Here is a 14522-nt window from a genome sequence, read left to right as displayed (position 1 = left end):
TCGGGCCGCACACTTAGGGGAAACTTAAGCGGGAAAAATCCAGGCTAAGCGGGAAAATTGACGCGCGCCCGCAGGCCTTGGCCGGACGGCGCGTCTTCAAGGGTGATGGTCGCGCCGTGGCGGTCGGCAATGGTGCGTGCGATGGCCAGTCCCAATCCGCTGCCATGCGTCGTGTTGCCTTCGGCCCGGTAGAAGCGGTCGAACACGCGTTCGCGCTCATGGACCGGGATGCCGGGCCCCTCGTCGTCGATCATCAGCGAAATGCGGCCCGGGCCGTGTTCCAGACGCATCCCGATGCGGCCACCGGCAGGCGAGTGCTTGATCGCGTTGTCCAGCAGATTGCGCACCAGCAGCACCAGCGCATCGCGATTGCCCTGCATCTGCGCTTGCGTATCGCCGTCCAGCGTGACGTCGATGGATTTGGCGTTTGCTTCGGGCAGTGTCTCGGACAGCGCCTGCCGCAGCACGTCCGCCAGATCCACCGGCGCCAGCGGCGTCTGCTCCTGGGCGCCTTCCTGGCGCGCCATCGACAGCAACTGCTCGACCAGCCGCGTAGCGCGGTCGATGCCGGCAGTCAGGCGCTGTTCGGCAAGCTGGCGCGCGGCGGGGTCTGCTGCGCGCTGCAGCGCCTGCATCTGCAGGCGCAACGCCGCCAGCGGCGAGCGCAGTTCGTGCGCCGCGTCGCCCACGAATTGCTTCTGCTGCGCAAAAGCGCCGCGCATGCGTTCGAGCAGCAGGTTCAGTTCCTGCACCAGCGGGCGGATTTCATCAGGCAGCCCGCGTACGCTGACGGGCGACAGATCTTCGGGCTGGCGAGCGGCCACCTGGGCGCGCGCGCGCTTGACCGGACGCAGCGACCAACTGACGACGCACCAGATGATCAGCATCAGCAGCGGCGCGGCGGCGGCAATCGGCGCGACGGTGCGCAGCGCAAGGGCGCTGGCCATGTTCTTGCGCACGCGCATGTCCTGCGCCACCTGAATCACCTGGAAGGGCGTGGCCAGCGCATACACGCGATAGGTTTCGCCTTCCAGCTTCGCGTCGGAAAACCCCAATACGATCTGGCTGGGCAGGCGCAGGCGCGAGCGTGAGTTGAAGACGCGCAAGCCGTCCGGCGTCCAGATCTGGATGATGAGGTCATCGGCAACCGGCGATCCGGCGCCGCGCGCATGTGTGGGGCCGGTGCTCAGCAGCCCGTCGCCGGTGCCCAACGACAGGGCGGTGCGCTGCAGCAGCGAGTCGAAGATGTCGTCGGCCTGCGCCAGGGTGCTGCGGTAGGCGATTGCGCCTTGCACCAGCGCGCCGACCGCAATGGCGGCCAGCAGAAAGAAAAGCAGCCGGGCTCTCAGCGAATAGCTAAGCGGAATGCTCATGTTTTGGGGATGACATAGCCGACGCCTCTGACGTTCTGGATCAGGTTGGGACCCAGTTTCTTGCGCAGGCCATGAATATAAACCTCAACGGCATTGCTGCTGATGCTGTCTTTCCAGCTATAGAGTTTTTCCTCGAGCTGTGCGCGCGAAAAAATCATGCCGGGCCGCGCGATCAGCGGTTCCAGCACCGCCCATTCGCGCGCGGTCAACGCCACCGGCGCGCCGTCGACCATGGCGGCGTGCGATTGCGGGTCGATGGTAACGCCGTCGTGTTCAAAAATGGGCTCGGCCCGGCCCGCACTGCGGCGAATCAGTGCCCGCATGCGCGCCAGCAGTTCGTCCACGTCATAGGGTTTGACGATGTAGTCGTCGGCACCCGCGTCCAGCCCGGCAATCCGGTCGCTGACCGCGTCGCGCGCAGTGGCGATGAGCACCGGCGTGCGGTCCTTGCGGGTGCGCATGTCGCGCAGCAACGTCAGTCCGTCCCGCTTGGGCAGGCCCAGGTCGAGCAGTACAAGGTCGTAAGGATCGGTGCGCAGCGCAGAGTCCGCCGCGCTGCCGTCCCGAACCCAATCGACGGCGTAGTGTTCCGCGCGCAGGCAGTCCAGTACGCTTTCGCCGATCATCATGTCGTCTTCCACGAGAAGAATGCGCATGGTTTATTCCGCTGGGATGGTCCAAGGGGGTTGGACGCGCGGCGATCAGCGCGAGTTCCCGGCCAGGGTGGCGGGGTGGAGATGAGGGCGGGCAGGGATGAAATGAAAAAAGCAGCCCGAGAGGGCTGCTTTTTGGAAATCTGGTGCCGGCAATAGGAGTCGAACCTACGACCTTCGCATTACGAATGCGCTGCTCTACCAACTGAGCTATGCCGGCAAGACCATTTGCTTTTGTTTCTGGACCAAGCCGGAAAGCGCTAGCAAAACATCTTTTTTCTTCCAGTTCGTCGGCTTTTTTAGGGCCCGATCTGGAAAGACCGAAACTATATCAGAGTTTTTTCGCGATGGGCAACTAGAAGCGCAAAAAATTCAGAAAAAAACGAGATTTGCATGCGCCGAATTTTTAGTTCATAATTTCGGTCTTGGCAGATCCCCGATAGCTCAGTCGGTAGAGCGACGGACTGTTAATCCGCAGGTCGCTGGTTCGAGCCCAGCTCGGGGAGCCAAAAGAATTTTGGGCCGCTCACGCAAGTGAGTGGCCCTTTTGGTTTTTGCGGTGGTGTTCGCGTCTCTGTGCGTAAAGGTCCACAGCATGGGTATTTACCAAGTGCGCATCGACAACTAAGGCGATCGGCATGAATGACGACAAGCGCGGCCGCGATCAAGGCGGGCAGGGCGACCGGCCGGTGCAAGACAAGCGCATCGGTGTCACCGTCATCTCGGGCTTTCTGGGCAGCGGCAAGACGTCGCTCTTGAACCGGCTGCTGCAAGCGCCTGAGTACGCCGACGCGGTGGTCATCGTTAATGAATATGGCGATATCGGCGTGGACCATCATCTGGTGCGTCTGGCGCCGGACAAGGTCGTGCTGGTCGAGGGTGGGTGTCTGTGCTGCGTGGTCAGCGGTTCGGTGGTCGACACCTTGCGTGATCTCTTCATGCAGGCGCTCGCGCGCAAGATCAAGCCGTTCCGGCGCGTCATCATCGAGACTAGCGGTCTTGCCGATCCGGCGCCCATCCTCTTCACACTGAAGCACGAACGCTTTCTGGCCGAGCGCTACGCGTATCGCGGCGCAATCGTCGTGGTGTCAGCTGCGCACGGCGCGGAACAGCTGCGCGCGCAGCCCGAGGCGGCCCGGCAGCTTTCGCTTGCTGATACCGTCGTAATCAGCAAATCCGATCTTGTCGATGCGGCGCAACTGCACGAAGTCGAACTGGCGATCGAGGCCATCAATCCTGGCGCGCGGCGCTACGTGCAACGCCCGGATGCCCCGTTGGCCGATGGCTTGCTCCAAGGGCCGGACTTGCTTGCTCGTCGCGACGGGAAGGTCACGGCAAAGTGGCTTGGCGCATTCTCGTCATCGGCCGCTGTACGGCATGCGGACGTAAGCAGTTTTTCACTCACGCTGGAAACGCCGATGAGCCGAGCGGCGTTTTTGGCAGGCGTCGCGCCTATCCAGGAGCGCTACGGGCCGGGCGTGCTCCGGATGAAAGGCATCGTGTGTTTCGCCGGTGAATCAAGTCCGTGTGAAGTGCATGGCGTGCATGGCGAGTTGTATCCGTTGCAGTCCTTGAATGAATGGCCGGATGATGTGCGCGTCTCGCGGCTGGTGTTCATCGTTCGCGGCTTGGCCGTGCCGGAGGTGGCTGCCGCTGTGCGTCACGCTTTGGGCCAATCGTCCGCGTGATTGCGCCGAAGGACCCCGTTTCATTGATCGATATTCCGTTGCGGATGCTGCACGGAAATACGGTATAACCGGTACGGTCTGATGCACTTGCCGAGACAGTGATGGATCGACTGAAAGCCATGCAGGTGTTCGTTGAGGTTGCCGATCGGGGCAGCCTGTCGGCGGCCGCCGTGCATCTGGACATGTCTCGCGCCATGGTGTCGCGATACCTGGCCGAGATGGAGCAATGGGTTGGGGTGCGCCTGCTGCATCGCACGACGCGGCGCCTGAGCCTCACGCCAGCTGGCGCCGAAACCCTGCCGCGCTGCCGCCAGATGCTGGATATGGTCGGCGATCTGCACAGCGCCGTCGCCACACCCGAGGATACGCCGCGCGGCCTGCTGCGCATCACGACAAGCATGTCGTTTGGCGCCCGCCATCTGGCGCCGGCCGTCACCGACTACGTCAAACGCCACCCCGGAACGTCCGTGGACCTGATGCTGGTCGAGCGCGCGGTCAATCTGGTGGAAGAGCGGGTCGACCTCGCGGTGCGCATCACCAATGATCTGGATCCCAATCTGATTGCGCGCAAGCTGGCGGTGTGCCGATCGGTGGTCTGCGCCTCTCCGGAATATCTTGCGCGCGAAGGCGTGCCTGCGCGCGTCGAGGATCTGTCGTTGCGCAATTGCCTGACCCATTCGTATTTCGGCAAGAGCCTGTGGCGTTTCGAGCGCGATGGCGAGCCGGTCGACGTGCCCGTGGGGGGAAGCATCAGTGCCAACGAAGTCTCGGTGTTGTGCAGTGCCGCCGTGGAAGGGGCGGGTATCGCGATGTTGCCGACGTACTATGCGGCCGAATACATCGCGTCGGGCAAGCTGCAGGTCATCCTGCCCCAATGCAAACCCCAGGAACTAGGCATTTATGGCGTGTACGCCTCGCGCCGGCAGATGCCCCTGATTTTGCGTTCGATGATGGATTATCTGGCCGAGCGGCTGGGGTCGGCGCCGTGGGACAAGCCGGCGGGCTGAGTGGCGGACGGGTGAGGGGTAGGCCGGCGCGGCGGGTTGGCGGGCCGATAACGGGTACGCCGCAGCTTGAGGCCTGAATAGATGGCGGTATAATTTGCCAGCTTTTGACCCAAAAAATACCTAACAATCGTTCCGGCCTGGTGGCAGGCCGGCGCAATCCAGAGCCCGGCTCGGTTTGCGCAAGGGGGCGAGCCGGTCTGGCAGCGGCGTTCGGCCGCACGGCAATGGCCGATGCCCGTCGGTTCTAGTCTTTGCTATCAATCTTCGCGGAAAGGGTTGGTGCCGGAGGTTCCGGCGCGTTCCGCGGCCATATTGGCGATATGGCGTCAGCGTTGCTGGCGCCAGCTTTTCCAGAATTTGCTCAGACGTTTTGCCGCAGCCGCGCAGCCGCGGCAGGCATTCCGCCTTACGGGCGCCGGCGTGGTGGTCTTAGCGCAGGGCAGCGCCATGAGGTGTGGGCGTGGCGGTAAACAGGAACCCAGTGACAATTTCGCAAGCCAACATTGACTGTTGCGTCGCCGCTTTTGCGGCGGCTCGGTCGTTTGCGGGCGGGCGTCGCGTGGGGAGATCCGCGGGTGGCCGCGCCGAGATGCGTGGATTTGGATTCCGCGGCACCGCTGCCGGTGGCGTCGAAACGAATCACGTCGTTGGTTTGAGTTGCGGTGCGCGATTGAATCGCGGCACGGGTTCGAAGTGCCACGCGGGTTTGAATTGCCACGCCGACCGCTCGATTATTTATTTTGAATCCGGCGCCGCAAATGAAAAAGGCCCGGCGAATGCCAGGCCTTCATCAAATTGGTTGCGGGGGCAGGATTTGAACCTACGACCTTCGGGTTATGAGCCCGACGAGCTGCCAGACTGCTCCACCCCGCGTCTGAAAAAAGAATATTAACCTTATTTCCAACCAAGCGCAAGTTAGCCCCTTTTTGAATTTGGATGTCGATGAACGATAGCGAGGCAATACTCGTGCTGGAAACCGCGCTGCTGTGCGCGGTTCAGCCGATGCAGATTTCCGATATGCGCAAGCTGTTCGGGGATGATGAACAATTCGACAGCAGCACGGTGCGCCGGCTTCTGGAGACCTTGCAAGGCAACTGGGCCGACGGCGGGCTGGAGCTTGTACAGCTCGCCTCCGGCTGGCGTTTCCAGAGCCGCCCCAGCATGCAGCGCTACCTTGAGCGCCTCAGCCCTGAAAAGCCGCCCAAGTATTCGCGCGCCGTGATGGAAACGCTTGCTATCGTCGCCTGGCGCCAGCCCGTGACGCGCGGCGACATCGAAGATATCCGCGGCGTGACGGTTTCGTCGCAGATCGTGAAGGCCCTCGAGGACCGCGGCTGGATCGAAGTCATTGGCCACCGCGACGCGCCGGGTCGTCCCGCGCTGTTCGGCACTACGCGCCAGTTCCTTGACGATCTGGGGCTGCGTGCGCTGGACGAGCTGCCGCCGCTGGAAACCGCGCACGCTGCCGCCGCGCTCGCCGGGCTGGATCTGGGCGAAGTGCAGCAGGTGCTGGGCGAGACGCCGGAACCGGCTGATGGCGAGGGCGGTGCGGACGCGTCGCCGGAGCCGGCTGATGGTGAGGGTGGTGCGGACGCGTCGCCGGCGGAAGATGGCGCGCAAGCGTCCGTTTCCGGGGCGGACGACATCGCCCAGGATGAGGCGGACGCCCCGCAACAAGTGGCGCAAGAAGACGAAAATCCGCCTGCCGCCGATCCTGATGCCGAATCCTCCGAGATTTTCCCCGTTGCGGAATTGTCTGTTTCGGAAGACGATGTCCCCATAGCGGCCATCGATAGCGTAGAATCCCAGCTTTCGCGCACAGAAGAAGGCGCGGATCCCGCCGACGAATCCATCGTCCGGGAGCAAGCCGAAGGCTTGTCCAATACGCCGCTCTCGTCCGATCTTCCCGACGACAGAGCTGGCAACGACATTTCCGATATGGCCGCCGATGCCTCCGAGGCCGGTGCTGCGAAGGAAAGAGTCGAGAACGCAAAACACGCGGAACCGACTGACCCGACTGACAAGACCGATGCCGAGGCCCCTGGCGACGCCAGGCGTGAGCCCGTTTACGGTCTTGACGAGGCTGTTCAGTCCGAACCCGATGCTGCCGCCGCGGCTTCGGAACAGGCGGACCCCGACCGGTCCGGGTCTGAACCGGATTCGGCGTTCCCAGATGATGACGAGCCTGCTCCCGGCAGGCCTACCCAAGTTTGAAATTCGGAGCTGTCCCAGTGACAACGAATACAGCAATGCAGGACGACACCCCCCGTTCGGATGACGCCGCTGCCGGCGCGCAGCCGGAATCCTCCGCCGCGCGCGAACCGGCCGCCGAGGGCGAAGCCGGCGCCCGCAGCCGCGGCCGCAAGCTGAGGACCCCGTTCCGCCGCCGCCGTGGCGACGCTGCCGCCGAACAGGCGCCCGCCGCCGAAGGGCAGGCCACTGCGCCCGCCGCACCGGTCGAGTCCGTGGACTCCCGGGGTGGCGAGCAGGAAGCCGAGCAGGCGCTGTCCTACCTGGATACGGCTGACCGCATGGAGCAGCGTCTGGGCAAATACCTGAACAGCGAAGCGGTCATGCCCAAGCTGCACAAGGTGCTGGCCGACGCAGGCATCGGGTCGCGCCGCGAAATGGAAGAGCTGATCGTCGCGGGCCGGGTGTCCGTCAACGGCGAACCGGCGCATATCGGTCAGCGCGTGGGGCCCAACGATCAGGTGCGTGTCAATGGCAAGCCCATCATGCGTACCAACACAAAAAAGCCGCCGCGCGTGATCCTGTATCACAAGCCCGCCGGCGAGATCGTCAGCCACGACGACCCCGGTGGCCGCGCCAGCGTGTTTGCCCGGCTGCCCAAGCTGCGTACCGGCAAGTGGCTCTCGGTGGGCCGCCTTGACCTGAACACCGAAGGCCTGCTGATTTTCACGACGTCGGGCGACATGGCCAACCGGATCATGCACCCCCGCTATGGCACGGAACGCGAGTACGCCGTTCGTGTCCTGGGCGAAATGGACGAGGCGCAGCGCCAGTCGCTGGTCGACGGCATCGAACTCGAAGACGGCTTGGCCGCGTTCGGCGCGCTGGACTACCTGGGCGGCGACGGCAGCAACCGCTGGTACCGTGTCACGCTGCAGGAAGGCCGTAACCGCGAAGTCCGCCGCATGTTTGAAGCGGTCGGCGTCACTGTCAGCCGCCTGATCCGCACGCGCTTCGGCGATGTCGTGCTGCCGCGCACGCTGCGCCGTGGCCGCTGGGACGAACTGGACGCTTCGCTGGTGACCGCGCTGATGGTCCAGTTGGGACTGTTGCGCGATGACGACGATTCGTCGGGCAACCGTCGCCGCTCCAAGCAGCCGCAATCGCACGACAGCGCCTTGCCTCCCGGATTCGGCACGCTCGACCGCAACGGCATGAACGGCGCCCGCATCGGCCGCCGTGGCAAGTTGCAGGGCGGCGGCCTGGGCAGTGCAGGGCAGGCTGCGGCGTGTCCTTCTGATCCTTTCGGCACCGGCCTCATGATCGCCGGTGGTTACGCCAACGGCCACCCGCTCTCGGGCGAACCCGGCCTGGGCAATCGCAAGGGCAAATCGGGTCCGCGCTCCGCGGGCGCCGGCAAGTCCGGTGGCAAGCAGGGCGGCAAGGCCGGCGGCAAGCCGGGTGGGCGCGCGGGCGGCAACGCACGCGGTCCCCGCGCCGCAGCGAACGCCGCGGCCGGCAATCCGATGGCAAGCAGCCCGGTGGCCGGCAATCCGGTGGCCGGCAATCCGGTGGCCGGCAATCCGGCAGCGGGCGGCATGGGCGATGCGCCGGCTGGCGCTGGCCGCCGTCTTGGCGGCAAGTCCGGTGGCAAGCCTGGCGGCGGCAAGCCGGCTGGCGGCAAACCGGCAGGCGCGCGTAGCGGCAATCCGGGTCGTGGCGGCAAGCCCGCCGCGGGCGGTCGCGGCGGCAACAAGGCCGAAGGCGCGCGCACCGGCGGCAACAACAAGGGTCCGGGCGCCGGTGGCAAGCCGCGTGCGCCGCGTAGTGGCGGTCCCCGCGCCGACGGCGGCCAGCGTGGCGACGATTGGCAACCCCGCAGCGCTTCGGCTCACGAATCGCGGCTGGGCGTCATGGGCGGTGGCCGGGGACGTCAGGGTCGCTGATCCCCGCAGGGCGGCCCGCAGACTGCGCCGCCGCCCCGCATCCGTCCCATATAAACGTAAGCCCGTGACGAATCAGGCGATTTTCCCGTTTATCTGGTAAAATCAATGGTTTTCATGGCTTCGCGTCATGGCTTTTTGCTGGAAGCACTGGATTCTTTAAGTGCGCTTTACCGCAAAAAGCACGTCGGCTGCATGCTTGTTGGCTGCATTTGGGCCGATCGGGCGCACGGCCTTGTGCTGGCGTGTTGCTGGCTGGCGTGTGGCCGGGCGCTGTTTGCAGCAATCTCCTTGGCGCGTGCCGCTATTCGCGGAAGGCGCACAGGCGCCTGAGTACCCAGCCAAGTCCGGCGAAAGCCGGGTTCGGCACCGGGTCGGGAAATCAGGGCGGCGCAAGCCAAAAATTAGGTCGCAATATAGGGCACTGCCCAGCATTGCTCCTTACGTGTAGTAGGGAAGCGGCTGGGCTCTGTGCAATATCGGTGGGCTGGGCGTACAGCCCATTTTTTTTGAGTATATGGCTGATTTATTCGCATTGACCGAAGAGGCTCTGGCCGGCATGGACGTCGAACTTGTCGACGTGGAACGTGCCGCCCTGGGCCTTTTGCGCGTCACGATCGATCGGGTCGGCGGTGTGCGCATCGAAGACTGCGAGCAGGTGTCCCGCCAATTGTCGCGGGTCTATGAGGTCGAGAACATCGACTACAAGCGCCTCGAAGTGGGTTCGCCGGGTGTTGACCGCCCGCTGCGCACCGAGGCCGAGTTCCGCCGTTTCGCAGGCGAGCGCATCGAAATCAAGCTGCGTGAGGCATTGGACGGCCGCAAGGTCTTCTCGGGCACGTTGACCGTGCCGGAAGACGAGGCCGCAGCCGACGCAGCTGCTGGGATGCACAAGACCGTGTTCGGTCTCGAATTTGAGGCAAAAAAGAACGAAGTCCAGGTGTTGAATTTCACGGTCGAAGATATCGAGCGTGCAAAACTGGATCCCGTTCTGGATTTCAAGGGCAAAAAGCGATGAGTCGCGAAATTCTTCTGTTGGTCGATGCCTTGGCGCGTGAAAAAAACGTCACGCGTGACGTCGTGTTCGGCGCTCTCGAAAGTGCGCTGGCCTCGGCCATGAAAAAGCGCTTCAAGGATGATGCGGACATTCGTGTTTCCATCGATAGGGAAACGGGAGACCACGAAGGCTTCCGCCGCTGGCTGGTCGTGCCCGACGAGGCCGGTCTGCAAGAACCCGACAAGCAGGAAATGCTGTCGGATGCCGAGGAAATCGTCCCCGGCATCAAGGAAGGCGAGTACATCGAAGAGCCCCTCGAACCCATCGAGTTCGGCCGTATCGGCGCCCAGGCCGCCAAGCAGGCCATCCTGCAAAAGATCCGCGACGCCGAACGCGAACAGGTGCTGAACGACTTCCTGGACCGTGGTGAAACCATCGTGTCCGGAACGATCAAGCGCATGGACAAGGGCGACGCCATCGTCGAAACCGGCAAGATCGAAGCGCGCCTGCCGCGCTCCGAAATGATTCCCAAGGAAAACCTGCGGGTTGCCGACCGCGTCCGTGCCTTCGTGTTGCGTGTTGACCACGCCGCGCGTGGCCAGCAAGTGATCCTGTCGCGCACGTCGCCCGAGTTCATCCGCCAGCTGTTCGAGAATGAAGTGCCCGAAATCGAGCAGGGTCTGCTCGAGATCAAGGCTGCCGCCCGCGATGCCGGCGTGCGTGCGAAGATCGCCGTCGTGGCATACGATAAGCGTATCGATCCCATCGGGACGTGTGTGGGCATGCGCGGTTCGCGCGTGACCGCCGTGCGCAACGAACTCGGCGGCGAGCAGGTCGACATCGTGTTGTGGTCCGAAGACCCCGCGCAGTTCGTCATCGGCGCGCTGGCGCCGGCCAACGTCGAATCCATCGTTGTCGACGAAGACAAGCATGCGATGGACGTCGTGGTGGACGAGGAAAACCTGCCGAAGGCCATCGGCGCCAAGGGCCAGAACGTGCGCCTGGCGTCCGAACTGACCGGCTGGCAGATCAACATCATGACGCCGGAAGAAAGCCTGAACCGCCAGGAAGTCGAGCGTTCGGGTCTGCGCACCACGTTCATGAGCAAGCTGGACGTCGACGAGGAAGTCGCTGACATCCTGATCGACGAAGGATTTACCGGTATCGAGGAAATCGCCTACGTTCCCATGCAGGAACTGCTGGAAATCGAGGCGTTTGACGAAGACACCATCAACGAGTTGCGCGCCCGTGCCCGCAATGCGCTGCTGACCGAGGCAATCGCCCAGGAAGAGCGCCTTGAGACCGCACAGGATTTGCTTGAACTCGAAGGCATGACGCCGGAACTGGCCGCCAAGCTGGCCGAGCGTCAAGTGCATACGCGTGATGATCTGGCCGAATTGGCAACGGACGAACTGGCGGAAATCGCCGGTCTGACCGAACAGGAAGCCAGCGATCTCATCATGCGTGCCCGCGCCCATTGGTTCGACGAAGAATAACCAAAAGGACACGGGTCTGCGGTGGGCGCTGCAGCCGCTTCATCCACCGCAAGTTCACGTTGTTTGTAATAGCTGCCTATAGGGAAGAGAGAGCCTAATGTCGAGTAATACCGTCGCCCAGTTCGCTACCGAGCTGAAAATGCCTGCCAACGTGCTGCTGGATCAGCTGCGTTCGGCTGGCGTTGACCTCAAATCGGTCGACGACTCCGTCACCGACAGCGACAAGGCGAAATTGCTCGAATCGCTGCGTCGCGCACACGGCGCAACCGAAGGCAAGAAGATCACGCTGACGCGCCGCCAGACTTCCGAGATCCGGCAAGCCGACGCCACCGGGCGTTCGCGCACGATCCAGGTCGAAGTGCGCAAGAAGCGCGTCTTCGTCAAGCGCGACCCGTCCGAACTCGCCGCCGAACAGGCCGCCTCGGCCCGTCCCGAAGAAGAAGTCGCGGCAGACGCCGCTCCGCAGGTTTCCGCACCGGCTGCACCCGCAGCTCCCGCGGCGCCTGTCGCCGCAGAAGCTCGCGAAACGGCGCCTGTAGAGGCCGAAGCTCCCGCCCAGGCCGAAGCGCCGCAGCAGGAGCCCGTCGCAGCCGAAGCCGCCGCCCCGGCAGAAGCGCCCGCGGCACCCGAATCCGTCGCGGCCGAAGCGCCCGCCCCCGTCGAGGCCCAAGCGCCCGAAGTCCAGGCTCAGCCTGAACCCGAACCGACGCCGGCGCCTGCTCCTGCCGAGCCCGTGGCCGAAGAGGCCAAGCCCGAAATCAAGACTGAAACCACCGAGCCTCTGGCTGAAGAAGCCAAGCCGGAACCTGCTGTGCTAGCCAATAAGTCCGAAACATCTTCCTCCCAGGCCGCCGCGCCTGTCGCCCAGGCGCAGCCTGCCGCGAAACCCGAATCCGTGAAGCCCGCCGCCGCCGCGCCCGCCGCTGCGCCCAAGGTGGGTGGTCGCGTCGACAACCGCCGTGCCGCGCCGCCGCTGGCCGCTTCCGCCACGACCGCAGGCCGCGACGAAGCCCGCCGCGCCGCCGAGGCCGAGGCCGCCGCGCTGCGCGAAATGCTGAACCGTCCCCGCAAGGTGCTGCGCGCGCCCGAGCCCGAGGCGCCTGCCGCCGCGCCGATCTCCGGCACGCTGCACAAGCCGGCCGGCAAGCCCGGCGCCGCACCCGCGGCCAAGAAGGACGCCAAGCCGGCTGCCCCTGGCGCGAAGAAAACCATCAAGACCGCCGAAGTCGCTTCGACCTGGTCCGATGATTCGTCGCGCAAGAAGCCGGCCGACAAGCCGGCAGCCCCGGCCAGCCGTGACGGCTGGCGTGCGGGTGGCAAGGGCGGTGGCAAGTCGGGCGGCCGTGGTGGCCGTAACCAGCAGAACGACCGCCGCAACGAGCCGGCGCCGCAGGAATTCATCGCACGTGAAGTCCACGTGCCGGAAACAATCAGCGTGGCCGACCTGGCTCACAAGATGTCCGTCAAGGCCGCCGAAGTCATCAAGCAATTGATGAAGCTGGGCCAGATGGTCACCATCAACCAGGTGCTGGATCAGGAAACGGCCATGATCGTGGTCGAGGAACTGGGCCACGTGGCCATCGCCGCCAAGCTGGACGACCCGGAAGCCTTCCTGGACGAATCCGCCACCCAATCCGAAGCCGAGCAACTGCCGCGCGCGCCGGTCGTGACCGTCATGGGCCACGTCGACCACGGCAAGACCTCGCTGCTGGACTACATCCGCCGCGCCAAGGTTGCCGCGGGCGAAGCCGGCGGCATTACGCAGCACATCGGCGCCTACCACGTCCGCACCGAGCGCGGCATGGTGACCTTCCTTGACACCCCGGGCCACGAGGCGTTTACCGCCATGCGTGCCCGCGGCGCCAAGGCGACCGACATCGTGATTCTGGTGGTTGCCGCCGACGACGGCGTGATGCCGCAGACGCGTGAAGCCATCCACCATGCCAAGGCCGCAGGCGTGCCCATCGTGGTGGCCGTGACCAAGATCGACAAGCCCGCCGCCAACCCGGAACGCGTCAAGCAGGAACTGGTTGCCGAGCAGGTCGTGCCGGAAGAATACGGTGGCGACGTGCCGTTCGTGGGCGTGTCCGCCAAGACCGGCCAGGGCATCGACGACCTTCTCGAAAACGTGCTGCTGCAAGCCGAAGTGCTGGAACTGAAGGCGCCCGAAGACGCACCCGCCAAGGGTCTGGTCATCGAAGCCCGTCTGGACAAGGGCCGTGGCCCGGTCGCGACGATTCTCGTGCAAAGCGGCACGCTCAAGCGCGGCGACGTCGTGCTGGCCGGCGCAAGCTTTGGCCGTGTGCGCGCCATGCTCGACGAAAACGGCAAGCCGATCCAGACGGCCGGTCCCTCGATCCCCGTTGAGATCCAGGGCCTGACCGAAGTGCCGGCCGCCGGTGACGAACTGATGGCGCTGTCCGACGAGCGCAAGGCGCGCGAAATCGCGCTGTTCCGCCAAGGCAAGTTCCGCGACGTCAAGCTGGCCCGCCAACAGGCAGCCAAGCTGGAATCGATGTTCGACAACCTCGGCGAAGGCACCCAGACCCTTACCCTCATCGTCAAGACCGACGTGCAGGGTTCGCAGGAAGCCCTGGTGCAGTCGCTGGTCAAGCTGTCCACCGACGAAGTGCGTGTGCAGGTCGTGCACGCCGCAGTCGGCGGCATCTCGGAAACCGACATCAACCTGGCCATCGCCTCGCACGCCGTCGTCATCGGCTTCAACGTGCGCGCCGACGCCAGCGCCAAGAAGCTTGCCGAGAACAACGGCATCGACGTGCGCTACTACAACATCATCTACGACGCCGTGGATGAGGTTAAGGCCGCCATGTCGGGCATGCTGGCGCCCGAGAAGAAGGAAGAAATCATCGGCCTGGTCGAGATCCGCGAGGTGTACAGCATCTCCCGCCTCGGCAACATCGCCGGTTGTATGGTGCTCGACGGCATCGTGCGCCGCGATTCCCAGGTCCGCCTGCTGCGCAACAACGTGGTTCACTGGACGGGGCACCTCGAGTCGCTGCGCCGCTTCAAGGACGACGTCAAGGAAGTCAAGTCGGGCTTCGATTGCGGTCTGACGCTGCGCGGCAACAATGACATCCAGGTGGGCGACCAGCTGGAAGTCTTTGAAATCAAGGAAATTGCGCGCACGCTGTAAAGCAGGCGCCAGGCATTGTTA

The 14522-nt window shown here is 64.4% G+C and carries 9 protein-coding genes and 3 tRNA genes; 8 read left to right on the top strand and 4 right to left on the bottom strand.

All coding sequences use genetic code 11. The annotated features are described in order from the left end of the window. Positions 1-44 precede the first annotated feature (44 nt). The 3 genes from B2W22_RS18190 to B2W22_RS18180 all read right to left on the bottom strand — a co-directional run bounded on the left by B2W22_RS18190 (position 45) and on the right by B2W22_RS18180 (position 2246). A complete protein-coding gene (locus B2W22_RS18190) occupies positions 45-1373 on the bottom strand; it encodes an ATP-binding protein (RefSeq protein ID WP_286939062.1) in 1329 nt (442 codons plus the stop codon). Beyond that, positions 1370-2029, bottom strand: coding sequence for a response regulator (locus tag B2W22_RS18185; protein ID WP_175124695.1), 660 nt, complete (start codon positions 2027-2029; stop codon positions 1370-1372). The genes B2W22_RS18190 and B2W22_RS18185 overlap by 4 nt, the downstream gene beginning before the upstream one ends. A 141-nt stretch (positions 2030-2170) precedes the next feature. Further along, positions 2171-2246, bottom strand: a tRNA-Thr gene (locus tag B2W22_RS18180). Between the two features lie 213 nt (positions 2247-2459). Here B2W22_RS18180 and B2W22_RS18175 point away from each other — a divergent pair. The 3 genes from B2W22_RS18175 to B2W22_RS18165 all read left to right on the top strand — a co-directional run bounded on the left by B2W22_RS18175 (position 2460) and on the right by B2W22_RS18165 (position 4721). Beyond that, a tRNA-Asn gene (locus tag B2W22_RS18175) sits at positions 2460-2535 on the top strand. 129 nt (positions 2536-2664) lie between these two features. Beyond that, positions 2665-3714, top strand: a complete 1050-nt coding sequence (locus B2W22_RS18170) for a CobW family GTP-binding protein (protein ID WP_286939060.1) — start codon at positions 2665-2667, stop codon at positions 3712-3714. A gap of 101 nt (positions 3715-3815) precedes the next feature. After that, positions 3816-4721: a LysR family transcriptional regulator gene (locus tag B2W22_RS18165; protein WP_175124693.1), complete on the top strand. Its 906-nt coding sequence runs from the start codon at positions 3816-3818 to the stop codon at positions 4719-4721. A 796-nt stretch (positions 4722-5517) separates the two neighbouring features. Here the strand turns inward: B2W22_RS18165 and B2W22_RS18160 are convergent. Further along, positions 5518-5594 (bottom strand) — tRNA-Met (locus B2W22_RS18160). Positions 5595-5657: 63 nt separating this feature from the next. Between B2W22_RS18160 and scpB the strand changes: the two genes are divergently transcribed. From scpB to infB, 5 genes are all read left to right on the top strand, one after another. After that, positions 5658-6935, top strand: a complete 1278-nt coding sequence (scpB, locus tag B2W22_RS18155; RefSeq protein WP_286939058.1) for an SMC-Scp complex subunit ScpB — start codon at positions 5658-5660, stop codon at positions 6933-6935. Positions 6936-6970: 35 nt separating this feature from the next. Beyond that, positions 6971-8857, top strand: coding sequence for a 23S rRNA pseudouridine(2605) synthase RluB (gene rluB / locus B2W22_RS18150; protein ID WP_286939056.1), 1887 nt, complete (start codon positions 6971-6973; stop codon positions 8855-8857). Positions 8858-9371: 514 nt separating this feature from the next. Further along, positions 9372-9872 carry a ribosome maturation factor RimP gene (gene rimP, locus B2W22_RS18145; RefSeq protein ID WP_175124690.1) on the top strand — a complete coding sequence of 167 codons (501 nt, stop codon included), beginning with the start codon at positions 9372-9374 and terminating at the stop codon, positions 9870-9872. Further along, positions 9869-11347: a transcription termination factor NusA gene (gene nusA, locus B2W22_RS18140; RefSeq protein WP_056322387.1), complete on the top strand. Its 1479-nt coding sequence runs from the start codon at positions 9869-9871 to the stop codon at positions 11345-11347. Before rimP ends, nusA begins: the two co-directional genes overlap by 4 nt. Before the next feature lie 97 nt (positions 11348-11444). Then, the gene (gene infB, locus B2W22_RS18135; RefSeq protein WP_218345119.1) at positions 11445-14501 is read left to right on the top strand and encodes a translation initiation factor IF-2; all 3057 of its coding nucleotides are present in this window, start codon (positions 11445-11447) and stop codon (positions 14499-14501) included. Positions 14502-14522 lie beyond the last annotated feature (21 nt).

The organism is Achromobacter sp. UBA4530, assembly GCF_002388205.1.
In the GTDB taxonomy this organism is placed as follows: Bacteria; Pseudomonadota; Gammaproteobacteria; order Burkholderiales; family Burkholderiaceae_B; genus Achromobacter; species Achromobacter animicus.
The sequence above is the reverse complement of the archived record's forward strand: the minus strand, read 5'-3'. Positions and strand labels throughout refer to the sequence as shown.